Origin of the sequence: Vibrio sp. 1167 (genome assembly GCF_033340375.1) — a bacterium.
Classification (GTDB): Bacteria; Pseudomonadota; Gammaproteobacteria; order Enterobacterales; family Vibrionaceae; genus Vibrio; species Vibrio alginolyticus.
Genome location: NZ_JAWOWK010000005.1, coordinates 508,855 through 524,446, shown reverse-complemented (window position 1 = coordinate 524,446; position 15,592 = coordinate 508,855). Strand labels below are relative to the sequence as shown.

11 protein-coding genes are annotated in these 15,592 nt (G+C 48.4%); 5 read left to right on the top strand and 6 right to left on the bottom strand.

The window, feature by feature from the left end; genetic code table 11:
• Positions 1–341 precede the first annotated feature (341 nt).
• Positions 342–2,138 carry a phosphogluconate dehydratase gene (gene edd / locus R7Z78_RS14440; protein ID WP_169644353.1) on the bottom strand — a complete coding sequence of 599 codons (1,797 nt, stop codon included), beginning with the start codon at positions 2,136–2,138 and terminating at the stop codon, positions 342–344.
• Positions 2,138–2,662 carry a gluconokinase gene (locus R7Z78_RS14435; RefSeq protein ID WP_005379140.1) on the bottom strand — a complete coding sequence of 175 codons (525 nt, stop codon included), beginning with the start codon at positions 2,660–2,662 and terminating at the stop codon, positions 2,138–2,140. The genes edd and R7Z78_RS14435 overlap by 1 nt, the downstream gene beginning before the upstream one ends.
• A 153-nt stretch (positions 2,663–2,815) precedes the next feature.
• Here R7Z78_RS14435 and R7Z78_RS14430 point away from each other — a divergent pair, with 153 nt between their 5' ends.
• Both R7Z78_RS14430 and R7Z78_RS14425 read left to right on the top strand, forming a co-directional pair.
• Positions 2,816–4,192: a GntP family permease gene (locus tag R7Z78_RS14430; RefSeq protein WP_169644352.1), complete on the top strand. Its 1,377-nt coding sequence runs from the start codon at positions 2,816–2,818 to the stop codon at positions 4,190–4,192.
• Positions 4,193–4,201: 9 nt separating this feature from the next.
• A complete protein-coding gene (locus tag R7Z78_RS14425; protein ID WP_169644351.1) occupies positions 4,202–4,813 on the top strand; it encodes a bifunctional 4-hydroxy-2-oxoglutarate aldolase/2-dehydro-3-deoxy-phosphogluconate aldolase in 612 nt (203 codons plus the stop codon).
• A gap of 105 nt (positions 4,814–4,918) precedes the next feature.
• On the opposite strand, the gene xapA is transcribed toward R7Z78_RS14425, so the two are convergent.
• Positions 4,919–5,743: a xanthosine phosphorylase gene (gene xapA, locus R7Z78_RS14420; RefSeq protein ID WP_169644349.1), complete on the bottom strand. Its 825-nt coding sequence runs from the start codon at positions 5,741–5,743 to the stop codon at positions 4,919–4,921.
• Between the two features lie 121 nt (positions 5,744–5,864).
• On the opposite strand from xapA, the gene R7Z78_RS14415 reads away from it, so the two are divergent.
• Positions 5,865–6,770 (top strand): LysR family transcriptional regulator, encoded by a 906-nt coding sequence (locus R7Z78_RS14415; protein ID WP_005379156.1) that lies wholly within the window; start codon positions 5,865–5,867, stop codon positions 6,768–6,770.
• An 81-nt stretch (positions 6,771–6,851) separates the two neighbouring features.
• Here R7Z78_RS14415 and gorA read toward each other — a convergent pair whose 3' ends face one another.
• Both gorA and R7Z78_RS14405 read right to left on the bottom strand, forming a co-directional pair.
• Positions 6,852–8,207: a glutathione-disulfide reductase gene (gene gorA / locus R7Z78_RS14410; protein ID WP_005379157.1), complete on the bottom strand. Its 1,356-nt coding sequence runs from the start codon at positions 8,205–8,207 to the stop codon at positions 6,852–6,854.
• 259 nt (positions 8,208–8,466) lie between these two features.
• Positions 8,467–9,306, bottom strand: coding sequence for a 23S rRNA (adenine(2030)-N(6))-methyltransferase RlmJ (locus tag R7Z78_RS14405; protein ID WP_005379158.1), 840 nt, complete (start codon positions 9,304–9,306; stop codon positions 8,467–8,469).
• Between the two features lie 399 nt (positions 9,307–9,705).
• On the opposite strand from R7Z78_RS14405, the gene prlC reads away from it, so the two are divergent.
• Complete coding sequence (gene prlC, locus R7Z78_RS14400; protein ID WP_169644347.1) at positions 9,706–11,748, top strand: oligopeptidase A; 2,043 nt, start codon at positions 9,706–9,708, stop codon at positions 11,746–11,748.
• Between the two features lie 66 nt (positions 11,749–11,814).
• Here prlC and asnC read toward each other — a convergent pair whose 3' ends face one another.
• Positions 11,815–12,279: a transcriptional regulator AsnC gene (asnC, locus tag R7Z78_RS14395; protein WP_086046422.1), complete on the bottom strand. Its 465-nt coding sequence runs from the start codon at positions 12,277–12,279 to the stop codon at positions 11,815–11,817.
• 113 nt (positions 12,280–12,392) lie between these two features.
• Here asnC and R7Z78_RS14390 point away from each other — a divergent pair, with 113 nt between their 5' ends.
• The gene (locus R7Z78_RS14390; RefSeq protein WP_017821115.1) at positions 12,393–15,518 is read left to right on the top strand and encodes an EAL domain-containing protein; all 3,126 of its coding nucleotides are present in this window, start codon (positions 12,393–12,395) and stop codon (positions 15,516–15,518) included.
• Positions 15,519–15,592: the final 74 nt, after the last annotated feature.

Genomic DNA, 15,592 nt, shown 5'->3' with positions numbered 1-15,592 from the left:
TCCTAAAGCTCGTCATTCTGAACTGCGAGGAACGAGTGTGATTCAGAATCTACCAACAAAAAGTGCAGTGGCAGAGGAGTTTTCTCTGACTTCACTGCACGCTGATATTAAATTCCTGATCTCGCCTAGGCTCGTCGGAATGACGGATTCATTCGTTTTTTAGAAAGAATAGAGGCCAATCCTAAAGCTCGTCATTCTGAAAAGCGAGGGACGAGTGTGATTCAGAATCTACCAACAAAAAGTGCTGTGGCAGAGGTGTTTTCTCTGACTTCACAATACGTTGATAGTAGATTCCTGATCTTGCTTAGTCTCGTCGGAATGACGAGGTCTTTCTTCTCGCCTTAAACAATAAAGCTTGCGCCTTCTTCTGCACTCGATACGTTTTGGCGGATCACGCTAAACAAGCCTCGTCCCCATGTTTGTTGGGTCGATTCGGTATCGAAATGAATCAACTCGCGTCCAGTGGTATCGCTTAAGTTGTTCAGTTCGCCCGTTTGGCAATCCAGACGAATCAAATCACCGTTGCGCACCAAACCAATCGCGCCACCACGAATGGCTTCTGGAGAAACATGAATCGCAGACGGAATTTTACCGGATGCACCAGATAAACGACCGTCAGTAACCAGCGCCACTTTAAAGCCCGCTTTTTGCACGTTACCTAAAATGGGCATCAGTTTGTGCAGTTCAGGCATGCCGTTTGCCGCTGGGCCGTTGTGTGTGACCACAACGATGCAGTCTTTGTTCAGCTCGCCACGTTTGTACGCGGCTTCCACTTCGTGTTGGCATTGGAATACGATCGCAGGTGCCACTATTACGCGTTGCTCTTCTTTTACCGCAGACACTTTCACCACGGCTTTGCCCAGGTTGCCAGTCAGTACGCGAGTGCCGCCAGTGTTTTGGAAAGTGGCGTCTGGTTTGGCGATCACGTCACCGTCTTGGCTGCCTTGGCACGATGTCCAGGTCAGTTGGCCATCGACAAGGCTCGGCAGCGTCATTTGGTCTTCAAATTCACCAAACACGGGTTTCACATCGCGATGCAAAAGCTCGGATTGGTTCAAGCGGTGCAATAACGCGGGCACGCCCCCCGCGTCTTGGAACGCGTTCATATCGGCTGGGCCGTTCGGGTAAACGCGCGCTAATAAAGGAACCACATCCGACAGATCGCTGATGTCTTGCCAGGTGAGCAAGATGCCAGCAGCACGCGCCACGGCGATCATATGAATGGTGTGATTGGTGCTGCCGCCAGATGCAAGTAGAGCGATGATGCCGTTGACCAAGCTCTTTTCTGTGACCACCTCGGCCAGCGGACGGAAGTGTGCAGAACCCGCCGTCATTGAGGCGATTTTCAGAGCCGCGTGATCGGTTAACGCTTTACGTAGTTGGGTATGGGGATGGATGAATGCCGAACCTGGCAGCATCAAGCCCATGGCTTCGAACACCAACTGGTTGGTGTTGGCGGTGCCGTAAAACGTACACGTCCCCGCAGAGTGGTAAGCGCGACACTCCATATCCAGCAGAGCGTCTTTGCCGACTTCTCCCGCTGCGTATTTTTGGCGCACGTCGACTTTCTCTTCGTTGCTGATGCCTGTTGCCATCAGACCCGCAGGCACAAACGCCGTTGGTAAGTGTGCGTAAGACAGCGCGCCCATCAGTTGCCCCGGTGCGATTTTGTCACATATGCCAAGCAGTAATGTGGCATCAAAGACATTGTGACTCAAAGACAACGCCGTTGATTGCGCAATTAAGTCACGTGAAAACAGCGACATATCCATGCCTGCTTGACCTTGAGTCACCCCATCGCACATCGCTGGCACACAACCTGCGACTTGCGCCGTATGGCCGTAGTCCGCCAGCACTTGTTTGATTTGCACTGGGTAATCTTGGTACGGCTGGTGGGCGCTCAACATGTCGTTGTAGGCGCTGATCAGCGCGACATTGGCATGAGTAAAATCGAGAATATTTTTCTTTTCAGAAGAGCAAGAAGCGGCGACTGCATGGGCTAAGTTACCACAAGATAAACCAACGCGGCCTTTGCCCGCTTCGGCTTGCACTTCGGTGCGAGTAAGAAAGGCAGCGCGCGCTTCACGGCTGCGCTCGGTCAAACGTTGTGTGACCTCAAGAACAACAGAGTGAGTCATTACGCCACCTCGATCGCTTGCATTTTGATTAGCTCAGCGGCAGAGCGTTCCACCACGTCGCTGATGTCTCCGTCGATACTGACGATCAGAGTTTGAGGCTCGTTGTCTGGGCGCTCTAGTGTCTCGAATTGGCTCTTCACCATGTTTTCTTTCATGAAGTGGCCTTTGCGCATACGCATGCGATTAAGGATCAACTCCCTATCGCCATCAAGGAACAGGAAGGTCACGTTGTTGTTGCCTTCGCGGATCTGATCGCGGTAAATCTTTTTCAGTGCTGAACAGACAATAATGCCGTGTTCGTTTTTGCTTTCTAGGCTGTACGCCGCATCACGAATGCGTTCTAGCCATGGCTTGCGATCATCATCGTTCAGAGGCTGGCCCGACGCCATTTTCTGAATGTTCGCTCGTGGATGAAGATCATCACCATCGATGAATTTACGCCCTAGCTTTTTCGCTAGATGCTCACCAATTGTGCTTTTACCACTAGCACAAACGCCCATAACGATGACACTACTACCAGCCATAACTTATCCTCATAACCAAATTTGCGCGTGATCTCAATTTTTGAATTCACTTTAAAATATGGGTTTATCTTATTCATGTTATCGGTAACATGTTACCGGTAACTGAAATAAATGTGAACCATAACACAAACAATAATTCTTAAAGGTGAACCTATGGAGCAATTAACCCAAGCCCCAGATCCTACGTTCCTACTGACGATTGCAGGCCTTGCCATTGCAGCGTTACTCGTTCTGATCATTAAACTGAAAGTCCATGCTTTTGCTTCCCTTACTATGGTGAGTTTAGGCACAGCAATCGCCACTGGCGTTCCTTCTGAGAAAGTCGTATCGACCATGATGGGCGGCTTCGGCGGCACACTGGCTTCCGTGGCATTGCTGGTTGGTCTTGGTGCGATGATCGGTAAAATTCTTGAAGTGACTGGCGGTGCGAAAGTGCTGGCAGACACTTTGATTGGTCGCTTTGGTAAAGAGCGCGCACCATTTGCTTTGGGCGTCGCTTCATTACTGTTTGGCTTCCCAATCTTCTTCGATGCTGGCCTTGTAGTGATGATGCCAATCATCCTAAGTGTGGCGGCTCGTTTTGGTGGCTCACCAATTAAATACGCGTTGCCTGCAGCTGGTGCTTTTGCGGTTATGCACGCGTTTGTTCCACCACACCCAGGTCCGGTTGCAGCGGCAGAATTCCTTGGTGCAAAAATCGGTCTGTTATTGGTGGTGGGTATTCTGGTGGCTATTCCAACTTGGTACCTTGGCGCTTACCTATTTGGTTTGTACGCGGGCAAAAAATTCGATATCCCACTATCTAAAGCCTTCTTTAATGGCGAAGCGATGGTGGATGAGCGCAACGCACCAAAATTTGGCACGGTTATGACCATCCTTGTGCTGCCAGTCCTGCTAATCTGTTTGGATACGGTACTGAACACACTGGCGGTTGCGGGTGTGATTGATGGCAAAACGGCACTGGTTGAGTTCCTACGCATGCTAGGTAAAACCCCAGTTGCGTTGCTGATTACTTTGATTGTCTGTCTGGCTGTGTTTGCCAAAGACTACGGCATGGCAAAACTAGAAAAATTGTGTGGTGAGTCATTGGCTCCTATCTGTGGTGTTATCCTAGTAACGGGTGCAGGTGGCATGTTTGGCGGCGTACTGCGTTCAAGTGGTATCGGTGATGCACTGGCTGACGTTCTTACAGATACAGGTATGCCTGTGATTGTGGCGGCGTTTGTTATTTCAACCTGTCTGCGTGTTGCTCAAGGCTCGGCAACTGTAGCGCTAACCACTACGGCAGCTCTTATCGCGCCAGTTGTGGCTGCATCAACAGGTTTGAGTGAACTAGACCTTTGCTTTATCGTAATCGCGATTGCGGGTGGTGCAACGGTACTGTCTCATTTCAATGACTCTGGTTTCTGGTTGGTATCTCGTCTCCTTGAGATGGATGAGAAAACCACATTAAAAACTTGGACGGTAATGGAAACGTTACTTGGCGGTATCGCGTTTATTATCGTCGCAACATTAAGCTTTATTCTTTAGAGGTTCCCCATGACAACACTTGAACAACGATTAAGAGAAATCAAAATCGTCCCAGTTATCGCAATCAACGACGTAGCACACGCTCTGCCACTGGCAAAAGTGTTGGTAGAAAACGGTTTACCATGTGCGGAAGTGACATTCCGCACCGAAGCGGCGGCGGAGTCGATTCGCATCATGCGTGAAGCGTACCCAGAACTGTTGATTGGCGCGGGCACCGTTCTGACCACAGAACAAGTGGATATCGCAATCGAAACGGGTGTGGACTTTATCGTTAGCCCAGGCTTCAACCCAACCACAGTGAAATACTGTCAGCAACGTGGCGTGACTATCGTACCGGGTGTAAACAACCCAAGCTTGGTTGAGCAAGCGATGGAAATGGGTCTGCGTACGTTGAAGTTCTTCCCTGCTGAGCCATCAGGCGGCGTAAACATGTTGAAAGCACTCACGGCGGTTTACCCAGTTGAATTCATGCCAACAGGTGGCGTAAGCCCATCCAACGTGGAAGATTACCTAGCGCTGAAATCGGTTGTAGCTTGTGGCGGTACTTGGATGGTGCCAACCGCAATGATGGACAACGGCGATTGGGAAGGCATTGCTGAATTGATTCGCGCAGTTAAGTAAAACGCACAAACGGCTCCGAAATGCCCCCGAACGTTAGAAAACGTGATACGAAAAAGGGTCATCAAGTTACTTGATGACCCTTTTGCTTTTGGGAATGAAACGGTTTTAGAAGTGATGCTTCATAAAGCGCTTAATAAAGCGAATGAAATCTGCTTCGGCTAGCTTCGCGCACTTCAATGTTTGGGCGTGAGACAATTCTACATCTCCCAAGCCTTCTGCCATGTTGGTGATCGCACACACTGCCAATACGGGTAAGCCGCAATGCGCCGCAGAAATCACTTCTGGCACGACCGACATGCCCACCACATCACCACCGATGATTTGCATCATGCGGATTTCGGCTGCGGTCTCAAAGTTGGGGCCTGTGTAAGAGACAAACACGCCTTCATTGAGGTGAATACCATTGGCTTTGCCAACTTCAAACGCTTCTGCGCGCAGGTCTTTGTCGTACGCATTGGCGAGGCTGAAGAACCTCGGGCCGTACTCTTCATCATTCGGACCGATCATTGGCGATTCAGGCATGGTATTGATGTGATCATGAAATACCACTAGAGAGCCGACATCAATACGCTCAGGGCGAAGTGAACCTGCCGCGTTGGTGACGAGCAAAAACTCACAGCCCAGCTTTTTAAAGGTGCGTACTGGTGTTGTCATGACCTTCATTGAGCCGTGTTCGTAGTAGTGACCGCGACCTTTCATGCACACTACGTCTACGCCGCCCATGGTGCCAAGTACCAACTCACCAGAGTGGCCTTGCACGGTGCTAACCGGAAAGCCTTCGAGCTCTTCGTATGGAATGACCACTTTGTCTTGTAGCTCGTCTGCCAATACGCCTAAGCCAGAGCCTAAAATAAACGCCGCTTTAGGTTGGAAGTTTGGTTTGCGTTCGTGAATGGTTTGTAGCGCGCCGATTACTGGATCGTGATTCATGTTAGTCACCTTCTGGTTGTGTGTTGATTCCATTGTGTGACTTTCTGCGCTGGTTATCTTTGCTTTATTCGCTACTATCATCCTTAAAAAGAGGATGATGAAATTCGCTAGGACTCAATGCATGAAGTCAGAACCATTTGAGCGCGTGACGCTGAAGATGCTGCGTTACTTTTACGAGGTCGCACAAACCAAGCATTTCACTAAGGCCGCCGAGAACCTTAATATCACCAATTCGCCGTTGAGCAATCGCATCAAAGAGTTGGAAGAGGTGCTTAACGTCAAACTGTTTGAGCGTGATTCAAGAAACGTCATGCTAACGGAGGCCGGGCGATTGTTGGAGTCCAAATGCCAACTGATTTTTCAGACCTTAGATGTCTCGCTCAATCAAGTGCAGCAAGTGGGTTTGAACCAGAGAAACATCTTGCGAGTTGGTGTGGTAAGTAGCGCATTTTGGGGCGGATTTGATCGTCTGTTACAGCGCTTCCATGCTGAGCATGACACTTATCACGCCGACATTTTTGACCTTAACCCAGAGACGCAAAAGAAGCACCTGAGCGAGAAGAAAATCGATGTGGGCATTGTGCGTTTTGCCGATGCACTCAACATTTATCCGTATCAGTCGGTGTCTTTGGGCAAAGATGTGTTTGTGGTGGCGGTGTCGGAGCAACATGAGTTAGCCAGCAAATCTTTGCTGCGACTCCAAGATTTAAAGACGTGTGAGTTTGCGTTTATGAGTTTGGCGAATTCTGCCTCGGCAAACTTCATCATTAATGCCTGTCTGCAAGAAGGCTTTTCACCCCATATTGGCAAACAAGTGGTGGAGCCAAGCACCTTGATGGCGTATGTAGCAAACAGCAATACCGTGACGTTGGTGCCGTCGACGTTTTCTCAGCATCATTGGCATGGGATTCGTTTTATCAAGCTGAAAGAATCACTGCGTGCAGACTTATGCCTGATTCATGACGGTAAGCAGGAGAGTGCTATCAAAGCCGAGTTTATTCGCACGTTATTGGAGAATGCGAGTTAAGCATGGGCAAACAAAAAAAGGTCATCCTAAGATGACCTTTTCAAATGATTCGCTGAAATCAGCAATGCGATTAGCGCGCAATTAACGCATCGTTACGAACTCTTCTGAGCCCGTCGGGTGGATAGCCACAACAGAGTCGAAGTCTGCTTTGGTTGCGCCCATCTTCATTGCTACGCCGAAGCCTTGGATCATTTCATCTACCGTGAAACCGATGCCGTGTAGACCAACAACCGTTTCTTCTTCACCCGCACATACAAGCTTCATCTTACATGGTTGACGGTGCTTAGTAACGGCGGTGTACATCGCCGTGAAGCCAGATGTGTAGACTTTGATGTTGTCTTTGCCGTACTTCTCTTCCGCTTCTTGCGTTGTAAGACCGATAGTGCCGATTGGTGGGTGGCTAAATACCACAGTTGGTACCAAATCGTAGTCCATCTTCGCGTTTGGTTTGTTGTTGAACAAACGCTCAGAAAGTTGACGACCCGCTTTCACTGCTACTGGTGTTAGCTCGATACCGCCTTCCATGATGTCACCCACACAGTAGATGCCTTTCACGTTGGTTTCTTGGTATTCGTCTACCTTAATGTAACCTTTTTCGTTCGTTGCAACACCAGTTGACGCTAGGTTGATTGCGTCTGTCGCTGGGTGACGACCGATTGCCCAAATCAGTTGGTCAACGTTTTGGCTTTCACCGTTTTCTAGGTGCAGAGTTAGGCTGCCATCGGCTTCTTTTACCACTTCTTTTGGTACAGAGTGGGTGTGCAGTTTTGGACCTTCTGCGTCCATCACTTCAACCAATGTATCGATGATCATTGGATCGAAGCTACGCAGTGGTGACTCTTTACGTACGAACAGGTGCGTTTCTGTACCTAGCGCGTGCAGTACGCCAGCAATTTCAACTGCGATGTAGCCTGCGCCAACAACCGCAACGCGTTTTGGTTGCTCTGCTAGGTCGAAGAAGCCGTTTGAATCGATGCCGTATTCAGCGCCTGGAATGTTTGGAATAGTAGGACGACCACCAACCGCGATCAGGATGTGATCTGCTGTGTAGTGTTCACCGTTTACTTCGACAGTTTTTTCGTCAACAAACTTAGCAAAGCCTTTAATCACGTTTACTTTATTGTTGCCAAGAACGCGATCGTAAGATTGGTGAATACGACCAATGTACGCCTGACGGCTCTCAACCAGTTTGCTCCAGTCGAAACCTTTCACGTCGACATCAAAACCGTAATCTTCTGCGTACAGGTTCATTGCTTCTGCGATTTGCGCGCCATGCCACATCACTTTTTTCGGTACACAACCTACGTTTACACAGGTACCGCCAAGGTCTTGAGCTTCGATTAGCGCAACTTTCGCGCCGTACATCGCCGCACGGTTTGCAGATGCGATGCCGCCACTGCCGCCACCGATACAGATATAGTCAAAATGAGTCGCCATTACTTTCTCCAAGAGCTTATAAATTTTATCTGGTACATAGATAGATTGGGATGACCTTGCCCGAACTCAATGCCACCGTTATCCCACTATCATAAATCGAATTCGACTAATTCCTAAATGGGAAAAAGCGACAATACTTATGACAAATAGCGATGAGAGGCACAAAAAGAAGAATAAGCACGATTGGACGGCGCAGTTGAGAGCATAAAAAAGCGCAACGAGAATATCGTTGCGCTTGAAGATATCAGTACTGAAGTGCTTACTCTGGCACAATCCAGTCCACTTTCCAGTGGCCAGTTGCTGGTGCGATCGCGTCTTGCAGGAATGGCAGAATCTCTTTCATCTGGCTTTCCAGTTTCCATGGCGGGTTAATCACAATCATGCCGGATGCCGTCATGCCGCGCTCGTTGGTATCGGGTGCAACACCTAACTCGATTTGCAGAATTTTACGAATGCCCAGTGCTTCCAAGCCTTCGATCATATCTTCGATGTCGTGGCGGTTTACCACTGGGTACCAAATCGCGTAGATACCGGTTGCCCAACGTTTATGGCTCTGATGAATCGCTCGCACCACATCGCGGTACTCTTTCGCGAGTTCGTATGGTGGGTCAATCAGCACCAAACCACGACGCTCTTGTGGCGGTAAGCTTGCTTTGAGGCGTTGGAATCCGTCTTCTTTGAAGATGCTCACTTGGCGATCACGATGGAATTCTTGCTCTAACAATGGGTGATCGGCCGGGTGCAACTCGGTCAGCACCATGCGATCTTGTGGGCGGATTTGCGCGCGCGCCACACGTGGTGAGCCTGGGTAGTAACGCAGCTTCTCGCCGTTGTTGAGCACTTTAATGGCATCGATGTAGCTTTTGATGTCTTCAGGAATGCTTGGGTTATCCCAAATACGTGCGATGCCTTGTTTGTATTCGCCCGTTTTTTCAGACCATTCGTGAGTCAGATCGTAACGGCCCACACCCGAGTGGGTATCGTGATAAACGAATGGCTTATCTTTTTGTTTCAGCGCATCAAGAATGAGGCTTTGAACGATGTGTTTGACCACGTCGGCATGGTTGCCAGCGTGGAAGCTGTGGCGGTAACTTAACAAATTAAACTCTCGAAACACTCTTTGGCTGAGTGTGGTCTGTGATTTTCACTCTATGGCGGTATTATACTCAAGTAACTTAAAGATGTAGAACTTCCAATCAAATCTGTTCCTCTGATAAGGGGACGCTATTGAAATTTCTTTAAGTCACCCACACTTACTATTGGTAATCGAATTGAACTAGGTGAGTTTCTCGCACTCAAAAGGGTGTGAAATTTCATTTAGGTATAACAAGACTCAAGGACAGAGTAGCGCTGGTTGACTATATGATGGTCATCGCGGCATAGAGAAAGGGAACGGAGCTCCCCCAATCCATGTTGCTGGCTCGTCTGTACATTGAGTTGGCCTATCTACACAAAATAGACAGGCAATCACAGAGTCAAAACACAAAAGGAATTATTCATGTCTAATCCTCTTCTGACGTTTACGGACCTACCTCCGTTTTCTCAAATTAAACCAGAACACATCAAGCCTGCCGTTGAGCAAGCGATTGCTGACTGCCGAGCAAAAATCGATGAAGTTCTACAAGACAACGCTCACCCAACTTGGGACAGTGTGATTGCGCCAATTGAAGAAGCGGATGATCGCTTGAGCCGCATCTGGTCGCCAGTGGGTCACATGAACTCGGTAGTGAACAGCGAAGAGCTACGTGAAGCTTACGAAAGTTGCCTACCAATTTTGTCAGAGTACGGCACTTGGGTTGGTCAGCACAAAGGGTTGTACGAAGCGTACAAAACCATCAAAGCGAGCGAAGAATTTGCAACGTTAACTCGTGCCCAGCAGAAAACCATCACTGATGCACTGCGTGATTTCGAGTTATCAGGCATTGGTTTGCCATCCGATGAGCAGCACCGTTACGGCGAGATCAGCAAACGTATGTCTGAGCTGAGCTCTAAATTCTCTAACAATGTGCTGGATGCCACCATGGGTTGGACCAAGCACATCACAGACGAGAAAGACCTAGCAGGTATGCCAGAATCGGCGCTGGCAGCAGCGAAAGCTGCCGCAGAAGCAAAAGAGTTAGATGGTTACCTCATTACGCTAGATATCCCATCTTACCTACCTGTCATGACGTACTGCGATGACCAAGAGTTGCGTAAAGAAGTGTACGAAGCGTACGTGACGCGCGCTTCTGATCGAGGTCCAAACGCAGGCAAATGGGATAACTCAGAAATCATTACTGAGCAGCTAAAACTGCGCCATGAAATTTCACGTATGCTAGGTTTCAATACTTACAGTGAAAAGTCGTTAGCAACAAAGATGGCTGAAACGCCGGATCAAGTGCTGGGCTTCCTGAATGACCTAGCGACACGAGCGAAACCGCAAGGTGAACGTGAAGTCGAAGAGTTACGTCAGTTTGCGAAAAGTGAGTTTGGTGTTGAAGAGCTGAACGTTTGGGATATCGCTTACTACAGCGAGAAACAAAAGCAGCACCTGTTCCAAATTTCGGATGAAGAACTGCGCCCATACTTCCCAGAGTCAAAAGTCGTGAGCGGTCTGTTTGAAGTGCTAAACCGCGTGTTTGGAATGACCGTTACTGAGCGCGAAGGCGTAGACACTTGGCATGAGTCCGTGCGCTTTTTCGATATCTTTGATGCTGAAGGCACACTCCGTGGCAGCTTCTACCTAGATCTCTACGCTCGTGAACACAAACGTGGCGGCGCGTGGATGGATGATTGTCGTGGTCGTCGCGTTACGCTATCTGGCGAGCTGCAAACGCCGGTTGCGTATCTAACGTGTAACTTCAACCGTCCAGTGGGCGACAAACCAGCACTGTTCACGCACGATGAAGTCGTGACGCTATTCCATGAGTTTGGTCATGGAATCCACCACATGTTGACGCAAGTTGATACAGGTGCTGTTTCAGGTATTAATGGCGTGCCTTGGGATGCGGTTGAGCTCCCAAGTCAGTTCCTAGAAAACTGGTGTTGGGAAGAGGATGCGCTGGCGTTCATTTCTGGTCACTATGAGACAGGTGAGCCGCTACCGAAAGCGATGCTAGATAAAATGCTCGCAGCGAAAAACTTCCAATCTGCGATGGGTATTTTGCGTCAGCTAGAATTCGGCTTGTTCGATTTCACGCTTCACACTGAATATGACCCAGAAGTGGGTGCGCGTGTACTGGAAACTCTGGCGAAAGTGAAAGAGAAAGTCGCGGTAGTTCCTGCGGTTGAGTGGGCGCGTTTCTCACACAGCTTCGGCCATATTTTTGCTGGTGGCTACAGTGCGGGTTACTACAGCTACCTATGGGCTGAAGTGCTGTCGTCAGACGCGTACTCTCGCTTTGAAGAAGAAGGCATCTTCAACAAAGAGACGGGTCTAAGCTTCCTGAACAACATCCTAGAAATGGGGGGCAGTGAAGAGCCAATGGAGCTGTTTAAGCGCTTCCGTGGCCGCGAGCCACAAATCGATGCACTGTTGCGCCATTCGGGTATTGCGGCGTAAATTGAGCAAAAAACATCAAGGCCAACCGTTCGGTTGGCCTTTTTTGTACAGTTTTTATAAAAAATTTTACGGATTTACGTTTCGGTTGATCGGGTTCTGCAACGATATCAATGTCTCCGTGGACTGAACCTCATCAATGGCTTGCAGCTTGTCGATCAGTACAAATTGCAGCTCTTCAATCGATTTGCACATCAATTTGACGAATATGTTATACGCGCCCGTGGTGTAGTAAGCTTCAACGACTTCGTCGAGCGCGTTGAGTTTTTCTAACGCGGAGTGGTAATCACGAGCTGCATTGAGGTTAATACCAATAAAGCAGCACACATCGTAGCCAAGCTTTTTGGTATTGATGATCACCTCCGTTCCCTCGATGATGTCCGCCGACTTCATCTTCTCGATACGCACATGGATAGTGGCAGGGCTGACATCGAACTGCTTTGCCATTTCTGCGTAGGGCGTTCTGGCGTCAGCCATCAGTGTTTTTAATATTGCGCGGTCAAGGTCGTCGAGTTTCGGCAGGCTCGTATTCATACTATGATTTCCGTTAGGGATAGAGTTTTACCTCCCTTTTATACTCATAGCGGATAGGATTCACAAGGTTTGGCAGGAGTAACTGCGGGTTAACTCCGAGCTATGGAGATAATGTGCAGCGTTTTCTGGTTATTGCCGCGCTATGTTGGAGCGCGTTTGCTACGGCCTCAGATCCGAAGGTGTTGGTCGTGCACTCCTATCATCAGGGTTTTTTCTGGACGGACTCCATACAGCGAGGCATCGAGCAACAGCTGGGCGATCGAGCGCTGGACATGCGTGTGCTCTATCTAGACTCGAAACGTAACCAGAGTGAGCAGTTTTTTGCGCAACTAAAATCCTTGTATCTTACGAAATTACGCAAAGAGCGATTCGATGCCATTTTAGTGAGCGATAACAATGCACTTGAACTCATGCAGCGTTTAGCCCCAATCATCAAAGACACCCCAGTTATATTTAACGGCATTAATAACTACCATCCTTCTTTACATCGTTCTCTGAATGCAACCGGAGTCATGGAAGATGTCGATTTGGAAGCGAATCTCGCTCTTATTGAGCGCTTACATCCGAACTACACACAAGTTCTCATCGTCAGTGACCACTCGGTGACCGGTGAGGTGTTGCGTTATCAAATCGACAATTTTGTCCTCAAGTTCCCGCAATATCGAGACAAAATCGTACAAGTTGTCCCAGACAGTATCATCGATCTAAAACAACAAGTCGCAAAACTGAGTTCCGATAAAGTCGTCTTGTTCTGGACCTATTACCGAGATAAACAAGGTATGGTTGGCAGCGAGCGTGACTGGGTTGGTGTCAACAAAGTCTCAAACGCGCCGCTGTTTATGGTGCATGACATTGGTTTGGGTCATGGCGCAGTTGGAGGGGTTATTCAAAGTGGTTATCGGCATGGTATTGAGAGTGCAGAGATGCTTGAGTTCGTTTTGGATAACCCTGATCAGCCTCTGCCTGCGGTGAAAAAAAGTGATTCTGAAATAAAGCTCGATTACCAAGCGGTAGCGCGTTGGGGATTGGGGGCTGAACAAGAGGTTTCTGCGGTATTTTTTAATAAGCCAATGAAGCTTTCTGAACGTTTTGCCAAGGAAATTCGCCTGTTTGGTAGCCTGTTTGTGGTGATGTCGGTGGTCATTTTGCTGATGGGTTATTATTTACAGCGGATGCGTCGAAGTGAGAGCGCTGCGCGAGAAAGCCAGGCTATTCTAGAATCGATTTTCGATCAGAGCATGCAGTATATGGGCATTTTGGATGCCAACGGTGTGCTTAAATCGGGCAACGATCACCTTCAATCCTTACTTTATCACCAAGGACTGCGCTTAGACCGACCACTTTGGTTTCACCCCAACTGGAGTGAAAAAGCACAAGCGTTGCTTGAGGAGTATTTCCATGCGCCTCACCATCAAGTGTCGACGTTTGAAGCTGAAATTTGGAGTAAAGAACACGGCGCCTTGGTATTAGAAGTTTCGCTCAAGCCTTTTTCTCAGCAAGTAGGGAATCATAAGCAATACTTGTTTGAAGCGCGCGATATTACCAGTCGTAAATTGATGGAGGACAAGCTCTACCAACGTGAGTCAACCCTACGCAACTATTATGAGCAGCAGCCCGTGATGATGGTGACGCTTGATAGTAATAACCGAATTCAAGAAGTGAATCGATTTGCTCAACTACTTCTTGGCTACAAACCGATGGACATGCTCGGACATCGCCTGAGGGAGTTCTATTTTGATGACAAAGTGCTGTTCCCTCGCCAAGTGTTATTGCAACCCAACCAGCAAGTGCATGGTGTTTGGCGACGTGAAGTCGAGTATCGTCATGCAAATGGTCATCGTGTTTGGGTGCGCGAGAATATTCGTCCGCTGAGTGAATCTGAGCAACTACTGATTGTGGGCGAAGATATTACCGAAACCAAACTGCTTTCCGAGAAATTGGAATACCAAGCTCGCTATGACTTACTGACGGGGACTTACAACAGAAACCATTTTGAACTAGAGCTTAAGACCGCACTGTGCGAAGTGGACAGCCATCGTCGAGTCCACGCCATGTTGTACCTCGACTTAGATCAACTAAAAGTCCTCAATGATACGGTTGGGCATGATGCAGGTGATGCGGCGATTCAATTCTGCGCCAGTATGCTGGAAGGCGTTCTGCCGTACAATTCCATCTTGGCTCGAATGGGAGGCGATGAGTTTGCGGTGTTACTCAAAGACTGTGACGAATATGGCGCCATCAATATTGCCAAACTGATCATCTCAACACTAAGCGAACACCTCTTTATTTGGGAAGACACACGCCTGTTCATCAGTTGCTCAATTGGTATCCGTATCATCGATCATACCGCTGATACGCCACAAATGGTGCACGCTCAAGCAGACTCTGCTTGTCACGCCGCTAAAGAGCAAGGCCGTAACCGCTATAATCTATTCAGCTTAGATAACGAAGAGTTGCAGCGTCGTCAGATGGAAATGCAGAGCGTCAATTTGGTGCATGAGGCATTGTCGAATCAACGTTTAGAACTGTTTGCTCAACCGATAAAAAGCTTACAAAAGCACGAGACTCAAATGTATTTTGAGATTTTGGTGCGTATTCGCAATGGGTACGGTGATTATGTTTCTCCTGCGCTGTTTATCCCTGCTTCCGAGCGTTACAACATTGCCCATTGGATTGATAAGCAGGTTATTACTCAAACACTAGAGTGGTTTGAACAGCGTCCTGAGGTGGTTGAACAGCTTGGTCGCTGTTCGATAAACCTTTCAGGTCAATCTATGGGGAATCAAGAGTTTATTGACTTCTTATTGGAGCGATTGGAAAGTTCGACTCTGCCGTGTGAAAAAATCTGCTTAGAAATCACCGAGACAGCGGCGATGAGCAATCTGGATCAAGCCATTGAGCTGTTTACCAAGCTAAAGGCTTTGGGTTGTATGATTGCATTGGATGATTTCGGATCTGGATTGTCTTCATTTGGCTACTTAAAGAAACTTCCTGTCGATATCGTGAAAATTGATGGTCTTTTCGTGCAAGATATCAACGTAAATGAAATGGACCGCGTGATGGTTCGTTCAATCAATGACTTGGCGAAGCAACTAGGTAAAGTGACGGTGGCGGAGTTTGTCGAAAATGACCAGGTTATGCAGCATTTGATAGACCTCGGTGTGGACTACGGTCAAGGCTACGGTATTGGTCATCCTAAGCCGCTTTCTGAGCTAGTGGAGCAACTGACGGTTGTATAACCTCTGCGTAGCAAGCTCAACCTAGCATTAATAGGTAACTTAGGTATACACTCAGCGCCAGTTACCTCGATTTT

Bases quoted from the DNA above. Each gene is read 5' to 3' on its own strand.
- edd (WP_169644353.1), bottom strand. From the start codon at position 2,138: ATGACTCACTCTGTTGTTCTTGAGGTCACACAACGTTTGACCGAGCGC.
- R7Z78_RS14435 (WP_005379140.1), bottom strand. From the start codon at position 2,662: ATGGCTGGTAGTAGTGTCATCGTTATGGGCGTTTGTGCTAGTGGTAAA.
- R7Z78_RS14430 (WP_169644352.1), top strand. From the start codon at position 2,816: ATGGAGCAATTAACCCAAGCCCCAGATCCTACGTTCCTACTGACGATT.
- R7Z78_RS14425 (WP_169644351.1), top strand. From the start codon at position 4,202: ATGACAACACTTGAACAACGATTAAGAGAAATCAAAATCGTCCCAGTT.
- xapA (WP_169644349.1), bottom strand. From the start codon at position 5,743: ATGAATCACGATCCAGTAATCGGCGCGCTACAAACCATTCACGAACGC.
- R7Z78_RS14415 (WP_005379156.1), top strand. From the start codon at position 5,865: ATGAAGTCAGAACCATTTGAGCGCGTGACGCTGAAGATGCTGCGTTAC.
- gorA (WP_005379157.1), bottom strand. From the start codon at position 8,207: ATGGCGACTCATTTTGACTATATCTGTATCGGTGGCGGCAGTGGCGGC.
- prlC (WP_169644347.1), top strand. From the start codon at position 9,706: ATGTCTAATCCTCTTCTGACGTTTACGGACCTACCTCCGTTTTCTCAA.
- asnC (WP_086046422.1), bottom strand. From the start codon at position 12,279: ATGAATACGAGCCTGCCGAAACTCGACGACCTTGACCGCGCAATATTA.